Raw genomic sequence first — 17386 nt, 5'->3', positions numbered from 1 at the left:
GCACTTACTCGGTCGTGAATACCGCTACGCCCGCACCTGCAAACTGCTCCGAGTGCCCCGGTCCGTGCGGCACGAAGACACGATGAGACTCACCGTCCACCGCCACTGAGTGCGCGCCCATCGTGGTCGGAACAATCGCGACGATGCTGCGCGTAGCGGCGTCGATAATGCCGAGTGCCGGGTCGAACTTCGCCGTCTTGCTGCCGACCTGGGAGACGTTGTCGGCCGAGCGGTGACCGGCGGCGAGGAAGTAACGATTGGACACCGGGTCGTACACGACTTCGTCCGCGCCGCCGAACGGCAACTCGGCGACGGTTTTGCCGTTTGTACGGTCGATGATCACCGTAGTCTGCTTGCCACCCTCGTCCGGATCGCATCCGATCAGTGCATCGTTGCCCGGGCCCATCGCGAGGCCGGTCGGGCCTTCACAACCCTTCAGCGAGAAAACGTTCGCAACGACAGGCTTGCCTTCGAGAACCGACGCGACCGGAATCACATCGACTTCTCCTTTCGGGTTGGCTTTCGTACCATCGTTGTTCAACACGAAGTTCTTGCCCTTCGGGTCATACGCGCACGCTTCAAGACCGGTCGAGTCCTTCAACGAGAGTTTCCCGATCACTTCCTGGCTCTCGGTATTGATGAAGGTGGCAAAAGGCGGTTCCTCTGCGCCGCTCGAGAACATCACGACATGATGCACAGGGTCCAGGCAGCTCTCATCGGCGCGAATACCGGACGTGCTGACGGTAATGGTCTTAACCAGCTTTTTGGTTGCGACGTCGATCACCTTGACCGAGTTGACGTCGCCCACGTACACCAGCGACGTGCCCGGCAACGGCGTGACCCCCGACGGTCCAGATTTGTCATGGCTCGGTCCGATGCCGGCGAAGTTCGCCGAAATCTGGTCGAGCAGCGTGGCCGTCTTTGCGTCGAACACGTCCAGCGTGGCGTTCGCCCCGTCAGCCAGGTAGTACTTGCCATCCGCCGACGCACTGATGTCGAAGCCGAACGGCTTGGCGCTCGTCACCGGAATATTCGCAACCCATTTGGGCGCGGTCTCCGCCGCGTTGCTCGCCCACGTATAAGCGCCGACCGCGAAAGTACCCGCTAAAGCCAGGCCAAGGTATGTACGTTTCATGTGTTGACTCCTCCAATCAATCGTTAAAATTTCCAGCCGCGGCTGGGACGGGGAGCACTTCCCCAATTTGGTTATCGCAGCGCAGACAAACCTGCGAAATAAGGGTGCTTAGAAAGCGTGATACATGCCGATTCGCACGTCAGCCTGCTGACGTGCCAGCGAGGGCGCGAAACTCCCGCCGATGACGGGGTCCACGCCGGATGACGCCTTCAGGTAATCCGAGGAGATATAAACCTGGGTCCGTTTCGACAGCGAATAAAGCGCCGCTGCAGTCACCTGATTCCACGTGTGACCTTCGAAGCCGGTGTGCTGATAACCCAGAACCAGTTGCGTGGCCGGAGTGACCTGATACGTCGCCCCGGTTTCATAGACATGCATGACCGAGGTCTGGGCCTGGTACTTCAGGACGGTGTCGCTGAAGTCGCCGTAGAGCGTAAAGTCTCCGATCGCGTACGATGCGCCGATCCCGAACGTTCCCAGAGAGCTGATCTGGAACTCGGGCATCAGATCGGTCGCGGTATTGCCCGACACAGAGGCGACAGGCACATTGAAGAACGTGTGGACACCAATTTGCGCATAAGGGTCCAGCGTGGGCTTGGCCTCGTACGTGTACGCTGCCCCCACAATCAGAGGTCCATTGGCGTATTGCAAGCCGGCACTCCAACCGCTTCCGTCATGAAAACTTCCCGGCGTATTGCTAAAGCCGTACATCGCGCCAAACGTGAAGCCGCCCCACACAGGACTCGTGTACTTGATGGAGTTGTTCATGCGGTCATTGTTGGTGTGGTCGAAGTCGCCCTGATGGATCGCGTAACCGCTGCCGGAGGCGCCCACGTTGAACTGCCCAAAGAAATCCGCGCTGAAGTCGAACTGCCTGCCCATTGTCAGCGTGCCGTAGTCGGTCTGCAGACCCACCCATGCCTGCTGGCCAAATAGCGTGTTCGCCTGATTGAGCTGACCGTTGTTCAGGTTAAACAGCGACGACAACTTGAACACGGTCTTGATGCCGCCGCCCAAATCCTCGGTGCCCGTCAATATCCATAGATTTGGAAAGAGCACGCCGCTATCGGCCTTGTAATTGTGGTGACCGCCTTCGTTGTCGACGAACGTGATACCGTCGTCCAGTTTGCCCGCCATCGTGATGCTGCTCTGCGCAAAGCTCGCACAGCTCAAACCAGCGCTGCACAGCCCCGCGCCAATGACCGCGGCAATCAGCCTTCGTTTCATGTCTTCCTCACTCGCTCTTAGTAATGGATTCACTGCCAGCCGTTTCCGACTTCACAGCTCGCATTTATATATTCGTTGTACGAATCGTTCAGGAAAGAAAGACAAGCTAAAGGAAACACGCGACGCACCTGCACGACAGCCAGATTGCCTCGGTCATCGCCTTAGCCGGCTTTCCGCCCCACCACCACGCCAAATCCTTCCTAAAGATCTACTTCTGCAATACTGATGCAATCAATTGCCTGAAGACTCGTATTGAAGATCCGTTGGCCGCCCTATTCTTCCGGTGCGTTCTCAACTGATCTCGTTAGCGATTACGTTTGTGTCGGCCGGATCGTTATTCAGATAATACGGAACATCCGGTTAAAGTCCTTGACCTCGAAGTCTCGCCGCTTATCAAAGCGTCCGTTTTCGTGACTAACGTCAGGTGGAAATAGCGACAACAACGGCAAAGGGCATACAGGACTAACAACACAATGAGCGACAAACAACCGTGAGGTCATGTATCGCCTGGCAGAGTCAGCCGATCCGCTCGTTTCTGCCCCGTCCGAGCACGTCCGCGAGTACGGCAACGAGCAGAACGGCGCCAATGATCAATGGTTGCCAGTTTGAGTTGAGGTTCAGGAGGTTCATCCCGTCGATCACGAGTGCAAGAATGAGGCACCCGGACAACGTGCCGAGCAAGCTCCCTGCGCCACCGAACAGGGACGTGCCGCCGATCAATATGGCCGCGATAACGGGAAGCAGAAGCGGCTCGCCCATGGCTGAATCTGCTGCATTGACCCGCGCGAGATAGATGAGCGCGGCAATCCCGGACATCAAGCCGCTTATCGTATAAACGGCAATTTTGCGCCGGCGCACCGGTATGCCTGAGAGCCTCGCAACCTCGCTATTGGCGCCGATCGCATAGATTTCCCGGCCGAAGTTGAGTCCTCCCGTGACGATCGTCGCGCCAATCAGCACGAATACCATCATGTAGACGGGCAACGGTATGCCGCCGAGGAATCCTGTGCCCAGTGTTCTGAACCCCGTCGGAAAGCCGTAGATTTCGTTGCCGCCCATGTAATGGAACGCGAGCCCCTGAACGACCCAAAGCATCCCATAGGTGGCGAGAAACGGCGGAAGCCGCAGCAACGTCACAGCGAGACCATTGAGCAGACCGATCAGCGTGCTGCATGAAAGCGCGGTGGCGGCTGCCAGAATCGGCGACCCGCCTGTCTTCATGACACCGGCCGCCAGGCAGGCCGACAGCGTCAGATTGGCCGCGATCGAGAGATCAAAGCCGCCGGACAGGATCACCAGCGTAAGCCCGGAGGCGAGCAGGAACATCAGGCTCGCCTGACGCAGAACGTTGAGCAGATTGGGGGCTGTGGAGAACGCCGACGTCGTGAAAGCCAATGCCATCGCAATCAGAACGATGAGTACGGCGCGATAGATCAGCGTGGCCGTTTCCTCGCGAACATGATGACGCACATCCAACTGGCTGACACGGGACCATACGAAGCGGGAGTTGTTCAGAATACTCATGCTTTCGCTCCATTGACTCCGGACTTGCGCACACTATCGATAACAACGACAAGGAGCACCAGCATCCCGACGGAAACAACCTGAAGAGAGGACTCAATGCCAAGGAGATTCAAGGCATTGCGCAAAACGCCGATCGTCACGACGCCCATGACCGTGCCGAACAACCATCCTTCGCCACGCTCGAAAGACGTGCCACCGAGGACCACGGCCGCAATGGCATCGAACTCCATGCCGATTGCCGAATTGGGCTCTGCAGAATTCATTCGACCGACCAGCACCAGTGCTGCCAGGCCGACCATCAATCCACCGAAGACATAGATCGCAATGTGAAAGGCTTTGGCCTTGATGCCGGCGAGAAGCAGCGCGTCCCGATTACCGCCGATGGCGAACACATAGGTGCCAAACCGGGTGTGATACAACAGGAGATGGGTAAGCGCATACGCGAGGAGCGCAAAGATCACCGGAAACGGAATGCCGAGAAGGGTCCACGCGTAGAGCTGGGCCACGCTGGGGTTCCCGACGACAACCGCATTGCCGTCCGTCAGCACTAGCGCAATACCGTGGGCAATGCCGAGCGTACCGAGTGTGACAACAAAGGGAGGAAGCCCCAGCCTCGCGATGAGTGCGCCGTTGAAGAGACCCGTCAGCATCCCTACCGCCACCGAAGCACATAACGCCAGCGCGATGCCCCACCCCAACCCAAGAGTCTGAGCGAAAACGACCGCACAGAGACTGAGGAGCGCACCCACGGAGAGGTCGAGCCCCTCGCTCAGGATGACGAGCGTCATCGGCATTGCAATCATGAGCAGGATCGAGACCTGCAGTCCGATGTTGGTGATGTTGCCACTCGATGCAAACCCGGGCACGCCGAACATCGCCGCCACCGCAAGTACACCGCTCGCCGCGACAATCGACGGCACTGGCCGCCGCTTTCGTATCACACTGATTCTTTCAGCGCTTGCGTCCATGATTTAACTCCCATGCATTGCCAGACGAAGAATGTTCTGTTCGCTCAGGCTTTCTCTTGGCAATTCACCCGAGACCACGCCTTCGCGCATGACGTATGCGCGATCGCAAACGTGAACAATCTCCGACAATTCTGAACTGATGAGAAGAACGGCGGCACCGTCTTTAATCAGTTTCTCGATCAGATTGAAAATTTCCGTCTTTGCGCCTATGTCAATGCCGCGCGTCGGTTCATCGAATATGAACAGCCGGCAGCCGGCGCTGAGCCATTTGCCAATCACGATCTTCTGCTGATTGCCGCCGCTGAGGACACGGGCGCTCTTACTGGGGTCGCCAGGAGCGATTCGCAAGGAATCGACGAGCGCTTTAGTCGCACTCCTTGCTTTCTCCGCTTGATACCATCCTCTCGGAAAGAGTTTCCACAGGCTGGCGGTGAGCAGGTTTTCGTGCACGGAGCGCTTCAGCGCCAGTCCTTCCTGCTTCCGGTTCTCAGGAATCAGACCCACGCCCATCGCCGCGACTTTGTGAGGACCGCCGGTCACAGCCTCACCAAAAACGGTGACCTGGCCGGTTTCGATCGGGTCTGCGCCAAAGACCGCCCGCACGACTTCCGTGCGCCCGGCGCCGACAAGTCCCGAGAGTCCGACGATCTCGCCGCACCGGACCTGCAGATCGACACCTCGGACGCCGGTTGTGGTGGTCAGTTGGCGCACGTCGAGTGCGACCTTGCCCGGCTCGCCGAAATATTGGCGCTTGTACACCGTTCCGACTGACCGGCCAACCATCAACGCGATCAGTTCATCGGGTGTCGCCGCGGTGGCCGGCATCGACCGCACCAGACGGCCGTCACGCAATACCGTGACGCGATCGCCCAGGTCGAACACCTCCTTCATGCGATGAGAGATATAGACAATCGCGGCACCGGACTCGCGCAGCTTCCTGACGACACTGAACAGGGCCTCGGCCTCACGGTCGGAGATTGCTGCCGTCGGCTCGTCCATGACCACTACGCGGGCATTGTGCGAGAGCGCCTTTGCGATTTCCACCATCTGCTGCTGCGCGACGCCGAGGTCGGCCGCATAAGCATGGGTATCGTAGGCAAGGCCAAGTTCTTCGAGCGCGGCTCTCGCGTCGAGATGCATCTTGCGATGATCGATCAGGCCAAAGCGATTGCGCGGTTCGCGCCCAAGATAAATGTTCTGCGCGATGTTCAGGTGCGGTACGAGAGAGAACTCCTGGAAGATCACCGCGATGCCGAGTCGTTTGGCGTCGGCAGGCGACTCGATTGTTATCTGTCGGCCGTCGCTGAAGAACTCGCCGGAGTCGGCTCTGTACGCGCCGAACAGTACTTTCATCAAGGACGACTTTCCTGCACCGTTCTCCCCGAGAAGCATATGCACTTCACCGGCATACAACTGAAGGTCGACGTCAGTCAGGGCGCGCACACCCGGGAAGCTTTTGCAGATCTTGCGCAATTCCAGAAGAGGCACGCCATCGGTCGGAATCGTTGTTTCCATGTTTGCCTTCGTTTTGTGGCTTGAGCAGTCACTGGCAGTGCCGGCGTATCGTTCGAGCGATAATCCGGCATCGCGACAACGCGAACTCCGGGCTCGTTAGTTGCTCACGACATCGCCCCATTTCGGACACTGCCGTTTGTCGCCGGGCACTTCGAATGGCGCATAGTTCGTCTTGTCGATGACGATGCCTTTGATCAGAATGGTCTGCGGAACGGACTCCTTACGCACCGTCTTCACGGCCGCCATCGTGGCAATGCAGCCCATCTTGTAGCCGTTGAATTCGGCCGTCGCCAGCAGTCGACCGTCCTTGATGGCTTTGACCGACTCCGGCACGCCCCCGATACCCACCACCTTGACCTGCTTCTGCCCGGCCGCCTCCAATGCCTCAATGGCACCCATCGCCATCACGTCCGCTGCCGCGAGAACACCGTCGATCTTTGGATTTGACTGAATCAGGTTTTCCATCACCTGAAGCGCCTGCAAACGCTGATAGTTCGCAGGCTGGGAGGCAAGGAGCTTGACGTTCGGAAATTCCTCCAGCGCCTTGTGAAAACCGCGGACCCGTTCGTCACTCGTGGTGGAGCCCTTCACACCTTCAAGAATGACGACATTGCCTTTCCCGCCCAGGCTCTTCAGCAGATAGCGGCCGACGTCCAGCCCCAGATTGAAGTCATCGGCGACGACGACGGAGGCAAATTTTCCGCCTGCAACCCGATCGTTGTAGTTGACGATCGGGATACCGATCGCGTTGACCTTCTCGATCTCCGGAACGACACCATGTGGGTTGACGCCCATGAACAGCACGACGCTGGGTTTCTTGACACTGACGTCCTCGAGCTCGCTGAGCTGCTCGCCGAGATCATTGGGCCGCGTCGGCGCGTAGTGGGTCACCGAAACGCCGAGATCCTTTGCTGCCGCGTCGACGCCGGCGTGGACGAGCGCAAAATGCGGGTCGACCTGATTCTTGTAGAAAGCCGCAACGCTCTCGCCAGTCGCAAATGCGTTTGGCCCCGCGGCAATGCCCAATGCAAACGCACAGGCGATGAGAATGCGTTTTTTCGCCAGTCGGCTCGTCAGTTCTGTCGTCAGTTTCAAGGTCGTCTCCGTTTAACTGTTTTTTGGCGGGCCTCAAGCGAGTGCCCGAATCCGGTACGCCAGCCCGGTTGCGGGAATGCATCCCGGGAAACACCTCCAATCTTGCGCACAATCGATGCAATCGTTTGCTTGAAAGCAAATCAATTATTAAGCTTTTACTGCATCGCGTCTGCCATTCTCACTTTTCTTTCATGCAACAAATTTTATGCAAACGTATGCACATACTAGCCAGGCAGATACCTTTGTCAATTCATTTATGACGCTCAGCGCATAGGGTTTGTACTTGCAACATTGAGAGCAACCCTTTGCACCTATACAATGACTTCCATGGCCAAAACATCAGAATCCCGGGCACCGATCCGCGTCACCATTCGCGAAGTCGCGCTGCATGCGTCTGTCAACGCGTCGACGGTTTCGCGCGCCCTCAATCCTGCAACCCGTCACCTGATTGGGGACGAAGTCGTCCGCAGAGTGTTGGCGTCCGCGAAATCGCTCGGTTACCGTCAGAACAAGCTCGCGTCCGCGCTTCGTGGGGGGCAGTCAAGGGTGATCGGGGTGTGCTTGCCCGATATCGAGAATCCGGTATTCCCGCCAATTGTCTGTGGCATCGAAGAAGAACTCGCGGCCGTTGGCTATGGCGTCCTGATCGCCAATACCGTTGGCACGTTGAAAGACCAGGAACGCATGCTTGAGCAGATGCTCGAGCGCCAGGTCGACGGCCTCGTTCTCGCAACCGCTGCCCGTCACGACCCGTTAGTACGGCGTTGCATTCTCGACGGCATACCCGTCGTGCTGGTGAATCGCGCGGAGGAAGGCGGACAGGTGCCGGAAGTGATCAACGACGACTTCCTCTCCATGAAGCTTGCGGTCGATCACCTGGTGGAGCTAGGGCACAAGCGGATTGCGCATCTCGCCGGTCCTGAGCGCCTCGCAACCGGGCTCTCGCGAATCCAGGGCTTCCAGATGGCGACGCAGCAGCATCGCCTGACTGGGACGGTTATCCTCGAGGCCGCCGAATTCACGCGCGAAGCGGGCCAGGTGGCCTGCGACCAGTTGCTGAAGGAGCACAAAGGCGTAACGGCGATCATTGCCGCAAATGACCTGATCGCGCTGGGGTGCTATGACGTTTTCGCAGAACAACGTCTGATTTGCCCGAAAGATATTTCGCTCATCGGTCACAACGACATGCCGCTTCTCGACATGCTCCATCCGCCATTAACCACGCTGCGTATCCAGCACCGGGAAATGGGCAGGCAGGCCGCGAGACTGCTGCTCGGGATGATCGCGACACCTGGCGCGGCTCCGCACCGCATTACGCTCCCCCCCGAACTGATGGTGCGCGGCTCGACCGCCATGCCACGCAACACGCCGCTGCGAGCGAGAACGCCGAAAACCGCGCCTGCTTCTGCTGAGTGAGTGCCGAATGAGCACAGAAGCGCCAAGCATCAACCTGAAGCGCTTCGTTCAGGCGGTCTGGTGCGCTGACGCGCGAGCCATTCGCGCGGTGCGTTACCGATCCGTGATTTAAAGAGCGTCGAAAACGCGCTCGACGTGAACCCAAGAACACGGGCCGTCTCCGCTACGGAAATCCCGTGAACAAGTGCACACATCGCCGCCCCTACCTGCACCTCCCGGCGCCATTGGCCGACACTGGCGCCCAGTTCTTGGGTAAAAATCCGGCTCAACGTACGGCTGCTGACTTTCGCCCGGCTTGCCGCGTCCGCAATCGCCATATCCCTGGTTGGATGGATGAGCAGCGCCTCGCATAGCGCCGCGACGCGGCTTCCCGATGACGGCATGCGGACAGCAAAATGCCCGGCGATTTCAGGCACCGCACGCAGTTCGTCGGCTAACAGAGCCACGACCGCTGCAAATGAGCGTTCGATAGTCGATCGTTGCGTGGCCGCGAAAATCGCGATCAATACGTCAGAGCAGTTCAGAACGCGCGCCGCCGGTACGAAATCGGCGCTTAGCCCGGCATCGATTCGAAGCGCGCAAATATCGGCTCCGTACACCGCACAGACGCTATGTGCGACGGCCGGCGGAAGCCAGACGCCGTTGCCCTCTGTCACACAGTACGCGCGCCGTTCAGCCGTTATCCACACGCCGCCTCGCCGCACATAGAGAAAGCAGCCGACCGCGGCGGATTGGGCATGCCGCTGATCACGCGCGCCAAGCCGCACATCCGTCACCACACAGGCGGAATATGTCATGTGCAGCTTTTGCAGATCGCCATGGAAAGCACGCGGGTGGTTAGCACTGCCGTCGCCTCATCCGCAGTGCTCAGGCCGCAGAAACGGCATCGCCAGCAGAATCTTCGCCGGGCGGCGGGACCGATTGTGCAATGCTCGCCGTTCGCCCGGCGCAATGCGGCACGAATCGAAGGCCGCGAGAATAACCTCGCCTTCATCGGTCAGGACAATGACTTCGCCTTCCAGCACCACATAATGTTTTTCAACGGGCGACGCATCCGAGGTGGTGTAGCCGCCCGGCTCGATCGCCGAAATGCCTAGCCACAGCGACTCCGCCGGTCCGGCTTCATGGCCTTGAAGCCGGACGCACCGCATCGAAAAGTGATTGGGCGGAAAATATTCCGGCGCATCTTCGAAGCGGGTTACGTTCATGGCTTGAGCAGGACCCGGTTAGCCGCGCCGCGGAAAACGGCCTGATACGCGAGCGCCGCGTCGGAGAGATCGAAGACAAAATCCTCAACGATGGGAAACGGTTTTAACGTGCCACGCTCGAAATCCGGCAACAACGCATCGAGAATGAGCGCACCTTCCGTGCTGTCGAGCGCGAGCGTATCGATGCCGACATAGGTGTGCTGCCCCCGATAGAACGTAAAGATGTCAAATGGCACCGGACGTTCGACAGTAGAGATGAAAATCTGCTTCCCGCGCACCGCCATGGCCTTGTTGGCCTTTTCGAAGTATGGACTGCCAACCGTGTTGTAGACGATGTCAGCGCCATGGCCGTCTGTCAATTCTCGAACCACCTCGTCGAGGTTTTGCGACGAGGCGTCGATCATGGTGACGTCGGCGTTCGCATGGCCGATGTACGGTGCATTCGTGCGCTCGACACCCAGCACCTTGGCCCCTGCCTGGGTCGCAAGTTGTATCGCTGCCTGCCCCACCTTCCCGTTTGCACCCAGCACGAGGACGACGTCGCCTTGTTCCACGCCACCCGCCCGTTGCAGTCCTTCGAAGGCGGTAACGAAGGGGACGCCGATCGCGCCCGCCTCCTCCATGGTCAGATTGGCCGGTTTGGCACGCACGCTGTCCACGGGCACGGCGAGATAGCCGGCATGCGTGCCGTCGCGCCGGATACCCAGCTCGCCGCCGCTACCCCACACTTCCTTGCCGAGCATCTCCTGCGGCCCCTCGACAACAATGCCGGCGTAATCCCGACCCGGCGTGCGCGGCCACACCGCATGCGGCATGAAGCCCAGCACAGCCTTCACGTCGCTCGGATTCACCGCGGCACTCACCACGCGCACGAGACACTCGGCAAACTCGACGTCCGGCGGATCTTGCGCTCCAATGTGCAGATCGAGCGAGTCGATATCGGCGCTCTTTTCCAATACACGAACTGTTTTCATTTTTTATTTTCCTAAAAGGTCAAGATGGCGGGTCGAGCCGAATACCGACGCGTCCTGAAGCGCGCTCATCGGTTCAGCCCCAGAAGCTCGCGAGCCTCCTGACTGGTCGCCAGTTCGCCGCCCAGCGAGTGCACGATGTCGCGCGCACGCGCGACCAGCTCCGCATTGCTGTAAGCGAGCACACCCTTGGCAATGTAAATGTTGTCTTCCAGGCCGACCCGGACATGGCCGCCCGCCAACCATGACTGGGCGACGATCGGGAATTCGGAACGACCGACACCGAAGGCCGACCAGGTGGCCTGACGGGGTAGCAGGTTACGCGCGTAGAGAAGCGTTTCCGGACTGGCCGAGAATCCGTATTTGACGCCCATCACCAGGGTCCACAGCCCCGGACCGTCAAGAACGCCCTCCTTGATCAGGTCCAACGCCAGGTGCAAGTCACCTGAGTCGAAAATCTCCAGCTCCGGCTTGACGCCCGCCTCCCGGATGACGTGGGCCATGCGCGTGACATTCTTAGGTGTATTGATGACAACGTCGCCGCCGGAGTTCATCGTGTTCAGGTCGAGACTGCAAATGTCCGGCTTGAGCTCGAGAATATGCTCGACGCGCCTCTCCGGCGGCAGCAAGGTGGTGCCAGGCGCCGCAACTCTGGGATCGTCGTCGCTCGGAATAAAGCGGCCGCCCGGACCCGTGGTCAGATTGATGATGAGATCGACGTTCACCGCGCGGATGCGCTCGATGACTTCCCGGTAAAGCGCCACATCCATCGAGGGCCGCCCCGTCTCGGGATCACGCACGTGGATGTGAACGGCTGCCGCGCCGGCGCGTGCGGCCTCGAGCGAGGCGGTCGCGATCTGCGCGGGTGTGATCGGCAGTCCCGGATGTTGCTCCGGTTTGGTGATATTGCCTGTTACAGCGCAGGTGATGATGGTCTTGCGGGAATGCATATCAGGCCTCGCTGCAACTAGTTCAGACGACGGCCACCGTCCACGACGATGGTCACCCCAGTGCTGAATTTCAGATGAGTGGCGCAGGCCTCGATGGCCGCTGCAATATCGTCCGGCGTCCCGATGCGGCCTAGCGGCGTGGTGGCCGCAACCTTGTCGTTGAAATCATCGCCACGGCCGGGAACGAACGACGTATTGACCACCCCCGGGGACACGTTCAGGACACGAATGCGAGGTGCAAGTGCACGGCCAAGCGAGGCGGCCATCACGTCAAGCCCGGCTTTGGCCGCGCAGTAGGCGATGTTGCTGCCGACACCCGTCGTGCCGGAAATCGATGAAACATTGACGACCAGGCCGTCCCCCGACGCATCGAGCAGTTCGCGGAAAGCGCGGATGGCGGCAAATTGCCCGCGCCAGTTGACCTTCAGAATCTCATCGATCAATTCGTCGGTAAGCGCATTCAGGTCGGAATGCTTGACGGGCTGGGTGAAGCCCGCCGTGTTCACGAGGATATCCGCGCGACCATACCGGTCACGCACCAGCCCGGCCAGCGCGTTCAGAGTCCCGCTCGCGGTAATGGACGCGAGCGCCGCGGTGTGGCCCTCGCCCGGCAGATCGTCGGCCACGCGCTGAGCTTTGGTCAGGTCATGCTGACCGACGACAACGACGCGGGCGCCAGCTTGCCCAAGACGGCGGGCCGCAGCAGCGCCGATACCTCCGGTTCCGCCCAAAATAACCGCGACCTTCCCTGAAAGTGTGTTGGACACGTGAGACCTCCTCTTTACTTGATGGGGGGCGTGGGATAGGTCGGCGTTCCTTCGGCAAGAACGAAGTCGTAGTCGAGCGTGTAGTACAGCCTGTCTACGTCCTGCCTCGGACCCGTGCCGGAATCGTGGCGCCGGAACGTGCCCACGAGACGGCGATTGACACCGAACACGACGTCGGAATTCAGGTGCTCCGAGTCGTCGGCGAACACCTGCGAAACCAGGGTCGCGTAGCCTTCCGCGATGATGACGAAATGCAGATGCGCCGGCCGGAATGGGTGGCGATTCTGCCTTTCAAGCAGCACGCCTACCGGCCCGTCGGTGGGCACAGGGTAGCCGGCAGGACGCACGCTCTTGCAGGTAAACCGCCCTTCGCTGTCGGTGTAGAAGTGACCGCGCAGGTTCTTGTCGGGCTGGCTCGAGTCCTGGTTTTCGTACAAACCGACTGGCGAGGCCTGCCAGACGTCGACCTTGGCGTTGGCAACGGGCTCGCCTTTGGTGTTGAGCACGCGTCCGTTCACGAAGAGCGGGGAGCCGGGTGAGTTCTCGCATGCGATGCATTCACCATTCGCATACTGCGGCGAGTCACCCCGGTAGAACGGTCCCAACAAGGCGCCCGGCGTGCGACCGCTTGCGTCCGAATTGTTCAGCAACGTAACCAGGGTTGAGAGACCCAGCACGTCGGCGAGCAGAACGACCTCGTTGTGCTTGTCGTTGCAAGCCAGGCCGACCGCCCTCACGAAATCAAGACCCTTCTCGAATTCCTCATCGGTCAGCTTCACCTGCTTAAGGAACGCGTGGCCGTGGTCCACTAGCGCGTCGAGCAGTTCCTTGAGCCGAGGATTGTCGGTCTGGCTCATTGCCGCCTTGACAACCGCGGTTATCGAAACGGCGTCGTCGACGATGTTCTTCAGATGGTTCGAATTTTCCACAGGGCATCTCCATCAGTGCAATCGTTTGCATAGTAAATTGCAAAAATGCCGATGTCAAAGCTTAAAGATGCCATAGTTAACCCTGAGTACGCGTGTAGACAGGGGGATGTAGGAATTTGCGAACTACGCAACCGATTGCGATTGAATGGCTGCGACTGCGCCGCAGCCAGTTAGCGTCCCGTCTTTAGCCGAACGCTCTCAGAAGCTCGTGCGCAAGCCAATCCGCGCAAGCGTCTGCGACCGGTTGCTCGCCGCGCCGTCCGGCTGCAACAAGCCGTTGATCCACGCTCGCGTCACTGCCGCATCGCCGCCCGCGCGTTGATAAATCGCTTCGACGTAACCAGTGGTGCGCTTCGAAAAGTTGTATTGCAGCGCCGTGGTGATCTGCTGCGCCTTGTTGTCCAGCAGCACGTCGTTGCCTTTCATATACGCATAGTCGAGACCGAGGGTCCATGCCCCTGAGATCGTCCACGACGCGCCGCCCTTGTAGACATCGATCTTCGCGCCGCTCGCGGTATTTTTCGTGTTCGTGTACAGCAGCATGGCTAGCACACTGCCGAAGTTATAGTGCGCACCCACGCCGAAATTGCGGATACCGTCGTGACCGTTGCCCAGTTGCGGATACTTCACTTCGATGTACGCCGCCCCCACGCCCAGTGGACCGTTCGCATAGTTCGCGCCGAAACTCATCGTCGAGTCCGAGGAGAACGAGCCGGGCACGCCGCCGAATCCGTAGAGCGCGCCGAAAGTGAAGCCCGAGATATCCGGGCTGCGATACTTGACCGAGTTCGCCACGCGCGTTGCGCCGGCCATCCGGTCAAAGTCGAACGAGCCGGTCGGATTGTTCGGTACGCCCAACGCAGTAAACGGCCCCTGGCGAAAATCGTAGATACCGCCGAACAGGAACGCACCGTCATACAGTCCGAGCGTTAGCGTCTCGAACATGAAGTCATACTGATTGCCGAAGGTCAGCGAGCCGAAGCGGTCGTTGGTGAGTCCGACTAGTGCTGTGCGGTTGAAAAGCTGCCCTGCGCCGGGAATCGTCGCGCCGCTGCCCAGATCGAACTGCGACGTGAGTTCGAAGATCGCCTTATTGCCGCCCCCCAGGTCCTCGCTACCTTTGAAGGTCAGCAAATCCGGCGACAGCACGCCGCTGTCGAACAGCGTCGCGGCGCCGCCATGCTGGTTGTTCACATAAGTGACGCCCGCATCGATCACGCCTTGCAGCGTCACACTGCTTTGCGCGCCTGCGAAACCCGGCGCCATCAACGCGACCGTGCAGCCTGCTATCGAAAAGCGCTTCGACTTCGTCTTTTTCATCAGTGTCTCCTTCAGTCGTTGTTGAATATGTTTCGCCGCTCAATACGAATGGCAACACGTGTAAGCGCCGCCCCCTGACACGGACCGTCAATGCACTGACCATCTTCGAAACGGAACATCGCGCTGTGATGTGCGCACATCAGCAGTTCGGCGTCGTAGGCCCAGAACGTGTTCGGCTCGTAGTTCAGCGGAATCGAAAAGTGCGGGCAGACGTTGCGATAGGCCCAGGCGTCGTCGCCTCGGCGCACCACGACGATGCCTGGTGCACCGGCTTGCTCAGCGGCAATTTCCAGCGCGCCGCCGTCCGGAATATCGTCGAGCGCGCACAGAAAGCCCGCTTGAGCTTCGGGACTCGCCGCATTCATGACGTGCCCTCCTCACGCGAGTCGCCGACTCATCACGAAGTCGCGCTGGACTTCGAAGAATGGGCTCGGCAAGTCCCATTCCTTCGCGGCCGCCACGCTGTCGTTCGACACGTAGTCGATTACGAGCGACGGCTTCGCGCCGAATACCGCGTCGGAGTCGACATATGGGTCACCAGCGGAATACAGCGCGGTGGTGAGCGTCTCGTAGCCGGGCGCCTCGATCAGGAAGTGAATATGAGCAGGCCGCATCGGATGACGTCCGGTCGCGAGCAGCATCTGTCCGACGGGGCCATCGGTCGGAATCGGATAGCTGGTTGGCTTGATGGTTCTGAATGCGTATTCGCCGTTCGGTCCAGAACGGAATTTGCCGCGCAGATTGCTCTCGGGCTGATCGGGGTCCTGGCCTTCGTACATGCCGTTATTGGCCGTTTCCCACACCTCGATCAATGCGCCGGACACCGGTGTGCCACGTTCGTCGACGAGACGGCCGTGAATCAGCGTCGGCTCGCCTTCGGTGCGCGCGATGTTGGCGCCAAAGACCTCATCCCTGGCACCCTCGCGATAGAACGGGCCGAGCAGGCTGCTCTCGGTCGTGTCGCCGGTGCGTTCGTGATTGATCGCGTCGACCATGATCGACAGGCCGAGCGTGTCCGACAGCAGGATGAACTCCTGGCGAATGCCGCTGCACTTGTCGCCGGTCGCAGTCAGGAATTCAATGCCGCGACGCCACTCCTCGCCGGTCAGTTCAACCTCGCTGGCAAACGCATGCAGATGCTTGACCAGCGCGGTCATGATCTGCTTGAGTCGCGGATCGGTGCAGTCGGCAAACGTCCTGAGCACGTTCTGCGTCAAAGGATGGATAGTTTCGTCGTTCATTGTCGACCTCATGCGCGATGGGGAGCCGACGGCGTCTCGACGGAATCGGTCGATGCATCGTGCGGCGAAGCTTGCTGTGAATCTTGCTGTGAAGCGCCCGCGTCGACGAACACGACGCGGCGTCCCACGGGGAACAATTGCAGTCCGTAGCGGCGCGATACGAAGCCCCACAGTCCTTGCGGAAAGAACATCGTCACGACGACCGCCAGCGCGCCGAGCCCGATCAGATACCAGGTGCCGAAGTCGGACAAAAACTGGTTAAGCACGAAGAAAATCAGCGCGCCTACAATCGGTCCTTCAAGCGTGCCCAGGCCGCCGATCATCACGATGAAAATACCGAACGCGGTCCAGTTCACCGAGAACGCCGCGTCCGGCGAGATACGCAGGTTGCCGACGAAATACAGGCCACCGGCCAACGCCGTACCGCACGCGGATACCAGATAGACGAGCAACCGCGCACGCTTCACGTCGACACCCTGACTGCTGGCTGCCACCGCGTTATCGCGCATCGCGGTCAATGCAAGGCCGGCTTTGGAACGCAGGAACAGGTACAGCAGGCCGATCGCCGCCGCGACGATAGCGAGCGCGAGCCATAGCGTCAGCGATTCGCGCAGCGCACGCGGCACGTCCTGCAGCGCGGTGAGACTGGTGCCCGAACCGCCGCCGAGCACCGACACGTTCGCCACCGTCAGCCGGAACACTTCGGCGATCACCCACGTGCCGATTGCGAAGTAACCGCCTTCCAGCCGGAACGCCACCATCGATACCGGAATTGCGATGACCGTTGCGATTGCCGCCGCGATCGGCACAGCAACGAACGGCGAGATCCCGCAGTAGTTGGCGAGAATCAGCATCCCATAGCCGCCGATGCCGAAGAACGCCTGCTGCCCGATCGACACCATCCCGCCGTAGCCCGCCAGCAGATTCCACATCAACGCGAACACCAGATACGACGCGAGCTGGACGAAGTCGCGCATCGCATCGCGCCCGGCCCACCATGGCGCGCTCGCCACCGCCAGCGCGACGATCAGCAGCACGATCATCGCCACGCGGCTCGCACGCGTCGCGCGCCGCACTTCGAAGCCCCCTGCGGGCCGGTTCATATGCATCGTCATGTCGA

General features: G+C 60.0%; 17 protein-coding genes. 1 reads left to right on the top strand and 16 read right to left on the bottom strand.

Going from position 1 to position 17386, the window contains the following annotated elements:
• Positions 1-4 precede the first annotated feature (4 nt).
• The 6 genes from M0D67_RS27575 to M0D67_RS27550 form a co-directional block, all read right to left on the bottom strand.
• Positions 5-1135 (bottom strand): YncE family protein, encoded by a 1131-nt coding sequence (locus tag M0D67_RS27575; protein WP_266240486.1) that lies wholly within the window; start codon positions 1133-1135, stop codon positions 5-7.
• A 108-nt stretch (positions 1136-1243) separates the two neighbouring features.
• Positions 1244-2362: a porin gene (locus M0D67_RS27570; protein ID WP_266240485.1), complete on the bottom strand. Its 1119-nt coding sequence runs from the start codon at positions 2360-2362 to the stop codon at positions 1244-1246.
• 516 nt (positions 2363-2878) lie between these two features.
• Complete coding sequence (locus M0D67_RS27565; protein ID WP_171928604.1) at positions 2879-3886, bottom strand: ABC transporter permease; 1008 nt, start codon at positions 3884-3886, stop codon at positions 2879-2881.
• Positions 3883-4854 carry an ABC transporter permease gene (locus M0D67_RS27560; RefSeq protein ID WP_266240484.1) on the bottom strand — a complete coding sequence of 324 codons (972 nt, stop codon included), beginning with the start codon at positions 4852-4854 and terminating at the stop codon, positions 3883-3885. The genes M0D67_RS27565 and M0D67_RS27560 overlap by 4 nt, the downstream gene beginning before the upstream one ends.
• A 3-nt stretch (positions 4855-4857) precedes the next feature.
• Positions 4858-6246: a sugar ABC transporter ATP-binding protein gene (locus M0D67_RS27555; protein ID WP_266240526.1), complete on the bottom strand. Its 1389-nt coding sequence runs from the start codon at positions 6244-6246 to the stop codon at positions 4858-4860.
• Positions 6247-6465: 219 nt separating this feature from the next.
• On the bottom strand, positions 6466-7464 hold the full coding sequence (locus M0D67_RS27550) for a sugar ABC transporter substrate-binding protein (RefSeq protein WP_266240483.1): 999 nt from the start codon (positions 7462-7464) through the stop codon (positions 6466-6468).
• Positions 7465-7791: 327 nt separating this feature from the next.
• Between M0D67_RS27550 and M0D67_RS27545 the strand changes: the two genes are divergently transcribed.
• Entirely contained in the window at positions 7792-8880 is a 1089-nt protein-coding gene (locus tag M0D67_RS27545) for a LacI family DNA-binding transcriptional regulator (RefSeq protein WP_266240482.1), read from the top strand.
• 29 nt (positions 8881-8909) lie between these two features.
• On the opposite strand, the gene M0D67_RS27540 is transcribed toward M0D67_RS27545, so the two are convergent.
• The 10 genes from M0D67_RS27540 to M0D67_RS27495 all read right to left on the bottom strand — a co-directional run bounded on the left by M0D67_RS27540 (position 8910) and on the right by M0D67_RS27495 (position 17381).
• Positions 8910-9677 carry an AraC family transcriptional regulator gene (locus M0D67_RS27540; RefSeq protein WP_266240481.1) on the bottom strand — a complete coding sequence of 256 codons (768 nt, stop codon included), beginning with the start codon at positions 9675-9677 and terminating at the stop codon, positions 8910-8912.
• A gap of 57 nt (positions 9678-9734) precedes the next feature.
• Entirely contained in the window at positions 9735-10088 is a 354-nt protein-coding gene (locus M0D67_RS27535) for a cupin domain-containing protein (protein WP_266240480.1), read from the bottom strand.
• On the bottom strand, positions 10085-11062 hold the full coding sequence (locus tag M0D67_RS27530) for a zinc-binding alcohol dehydrogenase family protein (protein WP_266240479.1): 978 nt from the start codon (positions 11060-11062) through the stop codon (positions 10085-10087). Before M0D67_RS27530 ends, M0D67_RS27535 begins: the two co-directional genes overlap by 4 nt.
• A gap of 65 nt (positions 11063-11127) precedes the next feature.
• A complete protein-coding gene (locus tag M0D67_RS27525) occupies positions 11128-12009 on the bottom strand; it encodes a 3-keto-5-aminohexanoate cleavage protein (RefSeq protein ID WP_266240478.1) in 882 nt (293 codons plus the stop codon).
• A gap of 17 nt (positions 12010-12026) precedes the next feature.
• Positions 12027-12776, bottom strand: a complete 750-nt coding sequence (locus M0D67_RS27520; protein WP_266240477.1) for an SDR family NAD(P)-dependent oxidoreductase — start codon at positions 12774-12776, stop codon at positions 12027-12029.
• Between the two features lie 14 nt (positions 12777-12790).
• Positions 12791-13705 carry a dioxygenase gene (locus tag M0D67_RS27515; protein WP_266240476.1) on the bottom strand — a complete coding sequence of 305 codons (915 nt, stop codon included), beginning with the start codon at positions 13703-13705 and terminating at the stop codon, positions 12791-12793.
• A gap of 198 nt (positions 13706-13903) precedes the next feature.
• Entirely contained in the window at positions 13904-15025 is a 1122-nt protein-coding gene (locus tag M0D67_RS27510; protein ID WP_266240475.1) for a porin, read from the bottom strand.
• Positions 15026-15036: 11 nt separating this feature from the next.
• Entirely contained in the window at positions 15037-15390 is a 354-nt protein-coding gene (locus M0D67_RS27505; protein ID WP_266240474.1) for a Rieske 2Fe-2S domain-containing protein, read from the bottom strand.
• A gap of 12 nt (positions 15391-15402) precedes the next feature.
• On the bottom strand, positions 15403-16266 hold the full coding sequence (locus M0D67_RS27500; RefSeq protein ID WP_266240473.1) for an intradiol ring-cleavage dioxygenase: 864 nt from the start codon (positions 16264-16266) through the stop codon (positions 15403-15405).
• A gap of 8 nt (positions 16267-16274) precedes the next feature.
• Entirely contained in the window at positions 16275-17381 is a 1107-nt protein-coding gene (locus M0D67_RS27495; RefSeq protein WP_266240472.1) for a branched-chain amino acid ABC transporter permease, read from the bottom strand.
• Positions 17382-17386: the final 5 nt, after the last annotated feature.

It is taken from the genome of Paraburkholderia sp. SECH4, from assembly GCF_030511745.1.
Classification (GTDB): domain Bacteria; phylum Pseudomonadota; class Gammaproteobacteria; order Burkholderiales; family Burkholderiaceae; genus Paraburkholderia; species Paraburkholderia madseniana.
The sequence above is the reverse complement of the archived record's forward strand: the minus strand, read 5'-3'. Positions and strand labels throughout refer to the sequence as shown.

Excerpts from the sequence above, each read along its gene's own strand:
- M0D67_RS27555 (WP_266240526.1), bottom strand. The coding sequence starts at position 6,246 with ATGCTTCTCGGGGAGAACGGTGCAGGAAAGTCGTCCTTGATGAAAGTA.
- M0D67_RS27570 (WP_266240485.1), bottom strand. The coding sequence starts at position 2,362 with ATGAAACGAAGGCTGATTGCCGCGGTCATTGGCGCGGGGCTGTGCAGC.
- M0D67_RS27530 (WP_266240479.1), bottom strand. The coding sequence starts at position 11,062 with ATGAAAACAGTTCGTGTATTGGAAAAGAGCGCCGATATCGACTCGCTC.
- M0D67_RS27575 (WP_266240486.1), bottom strand. The coding sequence starts at position 1,135 with ATGAAACGTACATACCTTGGCCTGGCTTTAGCGGGTACTTTCGCGGTC.
- M0D67_RS27535 (WP_266240480.1), bottom strand. The coding sequence starts at position 10,088 with ATGAACGTAACCCGCTTCGAAGATGCGCCGGAATATTTTCCGCCCAAT.
- M0D67_RS27560 (WP_266240484.1), bottom strand. The coding sequence starts at position 4,854 with ATGGACGCAAGCGCTGAAAGAATCAGTGTGATACGAAAGCGGCGGCCA.
- M0D67_RS27495 (WP_266240472.1), bottom strand. The coding sequence starts at position 17,381 with ATGACGATGCATATGAACCGGCCCGCAGGGGGCTTCGAAGTGCGGCGC.
- M0D67_RS27565 (WP_171928604.1), bottom strand. The coding sequence starts at position 3,886 with ATGAGTATTCTGAACAACTCCCGCTTCGTATGGTCCCGTGTCAGCCAG.
- M0D67_RS27540 (WP_266240481.1), bottom strand. The coding sequence starts at position 9,677 with ATGACATATTCCGCCTGTGTGGTGACGGATGTGCGGCTTGGCGCGCGT.
- M0D67_RS27500 (WP_266240473.1), bottom strand. The coding sequence starts at position 16,266 with ATGAACGACGAAACTATCCATCCTTTGACGCAGAACGTGCTCAGGACG.
- M0D67_RS27525 (WP_266240478.1), bottom strand. The coding sequence starts at position 12,009 with ATGCATTCCCGCAAGACCATCATCACCTGCGCTGTAACAGGCAATATC.
- M0D67_RS27510 (WP_266240475.1), bottom strand. The coding sequence starts at position 15,025 with ATGAAAAAGACGAAGTCGAAGCGCTTTTCGATAGCAGGCTGCACGGTC.
- M0D67_RS27545 (WP_266240482.1), top strand. The coding sequence starts at position 7,792 with ATGGCCAAAACATCAGAATCCCGGGCACCGATCCGCGTCACCATTCGC.
- M0D67_RS27505 (WP_266240474.1), bottom strand. The coding sequence starts at position 15,390 with ATGAATGCGGCGAGTCCCGAAGCTCAAGCGGGCTTTCTGTGCGCGCTC.